Here is a 7,485-nt window from a genome sequence, read left to right as displayed (position 1 = left end):
ATGCCTCACCTCAGATGGCAACGGACACCACCTGTCCTGTCGTTAGCTGGCCACTGGGCATCGATAGTTGACTATGCGTGCACGGCCGCTTCGCCGCAGGTGAGTCGGCTCTAGAGCAGTCGCGCGGACAGTTCGCCGACGCGGGCCAGCGCGCGGTCGGCCCAGCCCTCGGCCAGCGATTCGAGGCCGCGGTACTGGGGTTTTTCAACCAGGTGAAAGCGCAGGTTGCCGATCAGCTGGCAGACCTCCAGCCAGGGGATGACCGGCAGATCCGGCAGCGGGTGCTCGGCGGTGTACCCGTCGGCGAAGGCGTCCCAGTGCCCGGTGGCTTGCACGCCGGTCAGGTCCGCCGCCAGCCAGCCCGGCCCGGCCTGGTCGAAATCGTGCAGCACCAGCCCCCGACTGGTGCGGTGGATGTTGTCCAGCGATACGTCGCCGTGCCGGATGCCCCAGGAAAGCTCGCGTGCGCTCAACTGCTCCCGCGCCCGGCCGGCCAGGGCGGCGACCCGGTCAGCGTGGTCGCCGTCCAGGTGCGGCGTGATAGCCCGCAGCGGCTCGTCGAGCATGGTGCTCAGGCTGGCGGGCTGGCGCGGGTGGCCGCTGCGGAAGCCTGCTGCGGCCGCGTGGAACCGGCCGATGAGGCGGCCGAAGTCCCGGAAGAGTTCGTCGCCGGCTGGCGGCTGCGGTTTCGTTCCCTCCACCCATTGCGACAGCGCGAACGGCCGCGGGCCTTCCGGCGCTTCCATCTGGCCGCACAGGCTGCCGTCCGTCAGCGGCACCGGCGCCGCGCAGGGAATCCCGCAGCCGATCACGTGCGTGACCAGGTCCTGCTCCCAGGCGACCTCGCCGGCCGACCGGCCGCCGTGGCGGTAGAGCTTGAACGCGTACCGGCGGTCGTCGCCGACGATCTGGTAGACCTCGTTGGCCAGCGAGCGCAGCAGCACGCACGAGCGCACCTTCAGGCCGTACCGCTCGCCAGCGAACGCGCCGGCCGCCTCAGCCGTCGGCAGGGACCGCAACCACGACACCACGGGCGGCACACTACCGTTCCCTGCCACCCGGCCAATAGCGAATATCTGCGACCGGCGCGGGCGTCAACCGGGCGGCTGCCCGGGGCAGTGCCGCCGGGAGGTTCCTCTCTCCAGGCCGCCAGCCCGCACGTGGTCGGGGGTGGGGCTGCGGGTCCGGTGACCGGCGGGTCAGCTGGCGGGCGGGTAGCAGTCCAGGATCGCGGTCCCCAGTGCTGGCCCGGATGTGCCGAGCCGGGACAGGATCGAGGGCACCAGTCCTTCGCTGACGGCGAGGATACCCAGTGCGAGGTGCTCGACATCCGCCTGGGCGGCGTACCTGGACGCAGCCTCGCGGCGGGCAGCCACGAGGGCCTGGTTGACACCGGGGCCGTGCGGCAGGAAGACCCCGTCCCCCCGCGTGGCGCCGGAGCGGCGGCGCGGGCTGAAGCGGCGCGGCTCCCGGTGAGAGTCCCGGGCGGCACGCGCGAGGGTCGCGCGGTTGAAGGACGCCTCGGTCGCGGCGCGCACGGCATCGACGTCGATCCCGACCGCCGCCAGTGCGTCCCGGTCCAGGTCGCCGAACAGCCCGGCTCCGGAAAGGCGGACGATCTCCGCCTCGACGCGCTCCGGCGTGACGCCGTGCTCGCGCAGGACAGCGCCGGCCGGCTGGCCGGCGGCGGCCAGCGCGAGCAGGTAGTGCTCCCCGCCGAGGTAGGGGTGCCCGAGCCGGACGGCGTGCTCAAACGCCCGGATCGAGACGGCGCCGGCGTCCCGGGTCATGATGTGCCCGGTCATGGTCGCCCTCCGGTCCGCTTGCCGTGCTTGCGGTGCACGGTCTGCTTGGTCACGCCGAGCCGCCCGGCGATCTGCTGCCAGGACCACCCGAGCCTGCGGGCGTTGTCGACCTGGAGGATCTCCAGCCGCTCGGTGAGCGCCCGCAGGGCCGCCACCGAGCGCAGGCCGGCATCGGGGTCGGTGCTGGCGGCATCCTCGGCGATGTCGCGGACAGGTTCCACGCCGTCAGCGTATGCTGACGGAAAAGAAGGCGTCAACATATGCTGACGAGATGCGGCCCCGGCCACGCAACGCAAACACTGACCCGGACGGAACCGCCGGAGCAAGGCAGCGGCGAGCCGGTCGCCAAGGTTATCCCGCTGGGAATCTTCAACGCCCACGAGGAAGCGAAGAAACGCTGGTGAGCGCAGCCGCAGCCGCCGTCGGCGACCCGGACGACGAGGCCTGGCACCGGCAGCTCACCGTCCTGGCCGGCTGGCGGCGGTTCGTCGAAGAGGAGCCGGCCCAGCCCGAACTGCTGCCCGACCGGGAATGGCGCCGGCTCAGCGACGCCGGGCACCTGGCCTACGACGAGGCCCGGGTTCAACTACCACTCCCGGCTGCTGGTCGTCGCGACCCCGGTCATCCGCACGGTGATCACCGAGCGCAGCTCAGCGAACAAGCTTGTTGCAGGCCAGGCTACATGTGGGCCGGTGGTGATCAGCTGCCCGCTGGACGATCGAACGCGCTCGTACGGCCACCTACCGGCGGAACGCGGCTCGGGTTGCGGCTGCTGTGGAGCTGAAGTACCCGGGTGGTTCGATGAAGCCCCACTCGTTGAATGCCGAGCCGCTGGTGACGGCGCGCCGGTAGCCGAAACAGGCGAGGTAGAGCGTCCGGATGTACATGACCGCCTCGAGCCGGTCGAGTTCGTCGTCGGTCGGCTCGACGTGCCGGCGGTAGGCGTTGACGGCAGCGTCGATCCGCTCCTGGTTCGGTCGGCGCGGGTTCCAGGAACCCGTGCCCCAGATCAGGTAAGCGAAGTCGGCGAGGCGAGGTCCGCGCCCGGAGGCCTTCCAGTTGATCGCGACTGGCCCTTGTTCGCTCAGGATGAAGTGATCGGGGGCGTGGAGGAGGTTTCCGTGGAGCAGACCTTCCGGAAGGCCGTGACCGTCGTCGGCCGAGCGTACCTGGTCGCGGAGCTGCTCGAATCGCTCGCGCTCGGCGGCCGCGACCTTGGTGTCGACGGCGTCGAGGAACGACAGGGCCGCCAGCAGGTCATGACGCGGCGTGCCCTCATGGCTCGGGTCCTCACCACTGGCTCCACCCGGGCGGCCGGCGGACTCGTCGTACGGCAGCGCGTGTAGCCGTCCGAGCAGCTCACCCATCATGGCGAATTTCGCGGCACCGCCGGGGAGCTGGGTGCCCTCAACGAACCGCGTCACGAGGACCGCGCTGCCATCGAAGTCAGATACCGCATCGTCGACCGCCAGGCGCTCTGCGGGATAGTCCTGCCACTCCAGGAATCGCAGGATTGCGGCGTCGCCCTCCACACCGGCACGCGGCCGAGCAGGGGGAAACGCGCGGGCGACCCACGGGCTGCCGTCATTGCGGTCGATGCGGAACACGTAGGTCTTGTGCACGCTGAGTTTGGTCGCCGTGATCGGGTCTATGCCGTAGCGATCCCGCAGATGAGCAAGGAGTTCGTCAGGAACTGGCTCGTGGTGCATTCGCGCGCCGAGACCCTCGAGATCCGTCAGCGCTTCGGTGTAGCGCTGCCCAGTCTCCTCCGCGTGCCGCCGGACAACCTTCTTGAAGCTGGCGTCCCTGGTCATGGACAAGCCTCCCCTTGACACCCTCGTCCCCCAGCGACGCGGTGCAGGAAGATGGCCTGTGACATTGACGACCGAGAGGGCGAATCCCCTTCGCCAATGGAACCCCCGGCTGGAGCGGATGTTCCACAGCTCGGCGACCGGTCGCCGCCGTGAACAAACTCTTCCTGAGGCGCCCGGTCTTCGTCAAGCGCTCCACCCCGACCAGATGATGCGCCTGGGCATATGTGGGGTTGACCGCGCCGGACGAAAGGTCAGCCGGATGCCGCGGTCAGTTCGGCGAGTAGTTGCCGAACTCGGTGGGCGATGTCGTCGCGGATCGGACGGATGGCCTCTAGGTCGAGTCCGGCGGGGTCGGGGAGGTCCCAGTCGAGGTAGCGCTTGCCGGGGTAGACGGGGCAGGCATCGCCGCAGCCCATGGTGATCACCACGTCGGCAGCCTTTACCTTGCCGGTTGTCAGTGGCTTGGGGAACTCGCGCGAGATGTCGAGGCCGATCTCGGCCATGGCCTGGACGACGGCCGGGTTGAGTTCGGCGGCGGGCTGCGACCCGGCCGAGGTGACGTGCACGCGTCCGGCCGCCTGGTAGTCGAGCAGCGCGGCAGCCATCTGGGAGCGTCCGGCGTTGTGGGTGCAGATGAACAGCACCTCGGGCAGGTCGGCCACTGCTGGCTCCTTCCTTTCTTCAGCCTGCGAGCTGGGCGGGCTGTTCAACCTGAATCCGACCGCACTGAACCGGGTAGATGGTCACGGCCAGGATGGTGCCGATCGCGCCGCCGGCGAGCTGGGCGGCGATGAACGCGGGAACAGAGGCGGGGGCGATACCGGCGTAGGTGCTGGTGAGGGACCGGGCGATGGTGACGGCGGGGTTGGCGAACGACGTGGATGCGGTGAACCAGTACGCTGCGCCGATCCAGGCGGCGACCGCCCATGCGACGTGCTGGAGACGGCCGGTGCGGGAAAGGGACACGATGACGAACAGGAGCCCGGCTGTGGCGACGACTTCGCTGAGCAGGATGGGCGGACCGCCGCGGTGGTGCCGGGAGGGACTGAGGACGGGTTCGGCGAACATGGCGTCGGCTAGCGCGGCCCCGGCGATGGCTCCGGTGATCTGGCAGGCGATCACGGCGGCGGCCTGGCCGAGCCCGTAGCGACGGCCCAGGATCCAGTCGGCGGCGGTGACGACCGGGTTGAAGTGCGCGCCCCCGGCCTGGATGAACACCAGGATCAGCACGGCGAGGCCCAGGGAGGTGACTACCGAGTTGACCAGCAGCCGCAGCGCGCCGTCAGTACTCAGGCGGGTGGCGGCGATGCCGGACCCGACGACCACCGCCACGAGCAGGCCGGTGCCGGTGAATTCGGCCAGCAGGCGCCTGCCGGTGGCGGCGTTCATGCAGCGGCTGGCTTGACGGCCCGGATGATCGCCGAGTGCATGCCCGGAGCGGCCTGGCTGGTGAGGGTCACCGATATGCCGGTGAACCCGGCGGCGGCCAGGCCATCGAGGTATTCGGCCCGTGACAGGGCACCGGCGACGCAGCCCACGTAGGAGCCAGCCGCCGCGCGGTCCGCGGCCGTCAGGTGGTCGTCGGCTATCACGTCGGAGATCCCGATCCGCCCGCCAGGGACCAGCACCCGGAACATCTCGGCCAGGACCGCGGGCTTGTCGACAGACAGGTTGATCACGCAGTTGGAGATCACCACGTCCACCGCCGCGTCCGGCAGCGGGACCGCCTCGATGTTCCCCTTAAGGAACTCCACGTTGCCTGCCCCGGCCTTGGCGGCGTTGGCCCTGGCCAGGGTCAGCATCTCGTCGGTCATGTCCACGCCGTAGGCGAACCCGGCCGGGCCGACCCGCCGGGCTGACAGCAGCACGTCGATACCGCCGCCCGAGCCCAGGTCAAGGACGCGCTCGCCGGCGCGAAGGTCGGCGACCGCCACCGGGTTCCCGCAGCCGAGGCTGGCCAGCACCGCCTCTCGGGGCAGCCCGTCGGTCTCGCGCTCGCCATACAGCGGGCCGCCGAACATGTCCGCCGAGTCCAGCGCCGCCGATCCGGTGCCGCAACACGAGCCAGCCGCCGAGCCGCCGCAGCAGGATGCGGTGGCACCGGCTGTCGGTTCCAGGACGGCACGGGCCGCCTCGGCGTACCGGGACCGGACCGCCTCGCGCAGTTCGCCGCTCGTCACCTCGCTCATTCCACGATCCCTTCAGACATAGAAAAGTCTCGATGCCTAGCCTGGCCAAGAAATAGACAAATGTCAACCTCTGTCGCATACTGGGCGGGTGATCACCTCACCGGCTCGCCAGGCCCGGCCGCTCCTGCCATTGGACGAGGCATGCTGCACCCCGCTCCTGCGCGAACCGATTACCGCCAGCCAGGCAGCCGACCTCGCCGGACTGCTCAAGGCACTGGCCGATCCCATCCGCCTGCGGCTGGTCTCCATGGTCGCCGCCCACGAAGGCGGGGAAGCCTGCGTCTGCGAGCTGACCGAACCGCTCGGGCTGACCCAGCCGACCATCTCCCACCATCTCAAGATCCTCGTCAGCGCGGGGATCTTCACCCGCGACAAGCGCGGCGTCTGGGCCTACTACGCACTCGTCCCCTCCGCCCTGCAATCGCTCGCCGCAGTGCTCAGCGCGGACCGCTAGACGTGGCAGCACTCCTGCCAACAATGCGCCCGGAACCGCGCCACCCGCATGCCCTGTGCTGCCGGGTCAGATCATCTGGTGGGTGCGCTAGCTCCACTTGCCGCCGTTCCGGTGCAGGATGGTCGTCTGGTCGGAGGTGCTGGAGTCCACTGCCCACGCGTTCGCGGCCGAGGTCACGGCAATGCCCCAGATGATGTCGTATCTCGAGGGGACGGACGTCAGCTTCCACGCGGTGCCGGTCCAGCGCAGCAGCATCGGCAGGCTGGTGGGGCCATACCACCAGGCGAGATGACCGACGGCGGCGATGGCGACGCCGACTCCGCCTGAGGGCGGCTCGGCGACGGCGACGCCACGTCGGCCGGCGTCCTCGCCGCAGCCGAGGCCCCCGTCGCCAGGCAGCCGCCCGTGACCATTGAGCCAGCCAGGACGATCGCGGCAGTACCCATGACAGAGTGGATTGTGAACGCGCGCACGACCGCGATCCCCTTCCAGGCGGCGCTCCCCACCCCCGCGGACAACTCCTCTTCCATGAAGGCATTCGTCGTACGTCTTGTCCAGACAGGCCCGTTAGGTGGAAGAACTTACCTGCCGGGTGCCGGTGCCGCACGGCGGCGTTGCCGCAGCCGCCGGGGTGTGGAAGGTACGGCCGTCCGGATAACACCCTGGCTAACTTAGCGCAGTGACCGGAACGCGGCGCGCAGCTCGGCGGCGAACAGGGCCGGCTCTTGCCAGGCGGCGAAGTGGTTGCCCCTGTCAAGCTCGTTGAAGTACATGAGCTTGGGGTATGCCCGCTCGGCCCAGCTGCGGGGGACCTTGTAGATCTCGTGCGCGAAGGTGCTGACGGCGGCCGGGATGGACACGTGCTTGACGTCGAAGAAGCCGACCGTGTTCTCCCAGTACAGGCGGGCGGAGGAGACCCCCGTGTTCGTCACCCAGGTGAACGTGACATTGTCCAGGACCTCGTCTCGGGTCAGGCGACCGACGGGGTGCCCGGCGAAGGCGTCGGCGATGTCCTGGTAGCTGGCATCATCATGGTTGAGCATCCAGGCCGCCAGCGCGATGGGCGAGTCCGCCAGGCCGTACATCGTCTGCGGTCGCGTCCCCATCTGCACCCCGTACCCGACGCCCCGCAAGAAGAAGAAGTTCAGCTGCGCGAACGTGCGGCTTTCCTCCTCAGACAGGCCGGATGGCGGCGGGCCGCCGGCCCCCAGTACGTTGCGTGC

The 7,485-nt window shown here is 69.8% G+C and carries 10 protein-coding genes and 1 pseudogene; 2 read left to right on the top strand and 9 right to left on the bottom strand.

Annotation, left to right across the window (positions count from 1 at the left end):
• Positions 1–110: 110 nt before the first annotated feature.
• From Q1N79_RS16390 to Q1N79_RS16380, 3 genes are all read right to left on the bottom strand, one after another.
• Positions 111–1,031: a phosphotransferase gene (locus Q1N79_RS16390; RefSeq protein ID WP_300609941.1), complete on the bottom strand. Its 921-nt coding sequence runs from the start codon at positions 1,029–1,031 to the stop codon at positions 111–113.
• A gap of 168 nt (positions 1,032–1,199) precedes the next feature.
• On the bottom strand, positions 1,200–1,805 hold the full coding sequence (locus Q1N79_RS16385) for a Clp protease N-terminal domain-containing protein (RefSeq protein WP_300609940.1): 606 nt from the start codon (positions 1,803–1,805) through the stop codon (positions 1,200–1,202).
• Complete coding sequence (locus Q1N79_RS16380; protein ID WP_300609939.1) at positions 1,802–2,026, bottom strand: helix-turn-helix domain-containing protein; 225 nt, start codon at positions 2,024–2,026, stop codon at positions 1,802–1,804. The genes Q1N79_RS16385 and Q1N79_RS16380 overlap by 4 nt, the downstream gene beginning before the upstream one ends.
• A gap of 179 nt (positions 2,027–2,205) precedes the next feature.
• Here Q1N79_RS16380 and Q1N79_RS16375 point away from each other — a divergent pair, with 179 nt between their 5' ends.
• Entirely contained in the window at positions 2,206–2,589 is a 384-nt protein-coding gene (locus tag Q1N79_RS16375; protein ID WP_300609938.1) for a hypothetical protein, read from the top strand.
• Here the strand turns inward: Q1N79_RS16375 and Q1N79_RS16370 are convergent.
• The 4 genes from Q1N79_RS16370 to arsM all read right to left on the bottom strand — a co-directional run bounded on the left by Q1N79_RS16370 (position 2,546) and on the right by arsM (position 5,808).
• On the bottom strand, positions 2,546–3,619 hold the full coding sequence (locus Q1N79_RS16370; protein WP_300609937.1) for an aminoglycoside phosphotransferase family protein: 1,074 nt from the start codon (positions 3,617–3,619) through the stop codon (positions 2,546–2,548). The genes Q1N79_RS16375 and Q1N79_RS16370 overlap by 44 nt on opposite strands.
• Before the next feature lie 251 nt (positions 3,620–3,870).
• The gene (locus tag Q1N79_RS16365) at positions 3,871–4,281 is read right to left on the bottom strand and encodes an arsenate reductase ArsC (RefSeq protein WP_300609936.1); all 411 of its coding nucleotides are present in this window, start codon (positions 4,279–4,281) and stop codon (positions 3,871–3,873) included.
• 19 nt (positions 4,282–4,300) lie between these two features.
• Entirely contained in the window at positions 4,301–5,008 is a 708-nt protein-coding gene (locus Q1N79_RS16360; protein WP_300609935.1) for an aquaporin, read from the bottom strand.
• Entirely contained in the window at positions 5,005–5,808 is an 804-nt protein-coding gene (gene arsM / locus Q1N79_RS16355) for an arsenite methyltransferase (RefSeq protein WP_300609934.1), read from the bottom strand. Before arsM ends, Q1N79_RS16360 begins: the two co-directional genes overlap by 4 nt.
• A gap of 88 nt (positions 5,809–5,896) precedes the next feature.
• Here arsM and Q1N79_RS16350 point away from each other — a divergent pair, with 88 nt between their 5' ends.
• A complete protein-coding gene (locus tag Q1N79_RS16350) occupies positions 5,897–6,262 on the top strand; it encodes a metalloregulator ArsR/SmtB family transcription factor (protein ID WP_300609933.1) in 366 nt (121 codons plus the stop codon).
• 87 nt (positions 6,263–6,349) lie between these two features.
• On the opposite strand, the gene Q1N79_RS16345 is transcribed toward Q1N79_RS16350, so the two are convergent.
• Positions 6,350–6,517 carry a hypothetical protein gene (locus Q1N79_RS16345; RefSeq protein WP_300609932.1) on the bottom strand — a complete coding sequence of 56 codons (168 nt, stop codon included), beginning with the start codon at positions 6,515–6,517 and terminating at the stop codon, positions 6,350–6,352.
• Between the two features lie 416 nt (positions 6,518–6,933).
• Positions 6,934–7,485: pseudogene (locus Q1N79_RS16340) on the bottom strand (epoxide hydrolase); the annotation flags it as partial.

Source organism: Trebonia sp., from assembly GCF_030042015.1.
Lineage (GTDB): Bacteria > Actinomycetota > Actinomycetes > Streptosporangiales > Streptosporangiaceae > Trebonia.
Note: the sequence above shows the minus strand (reverse complement) of the source record. Positions and strands in the feature narration are given on the sequence as shown.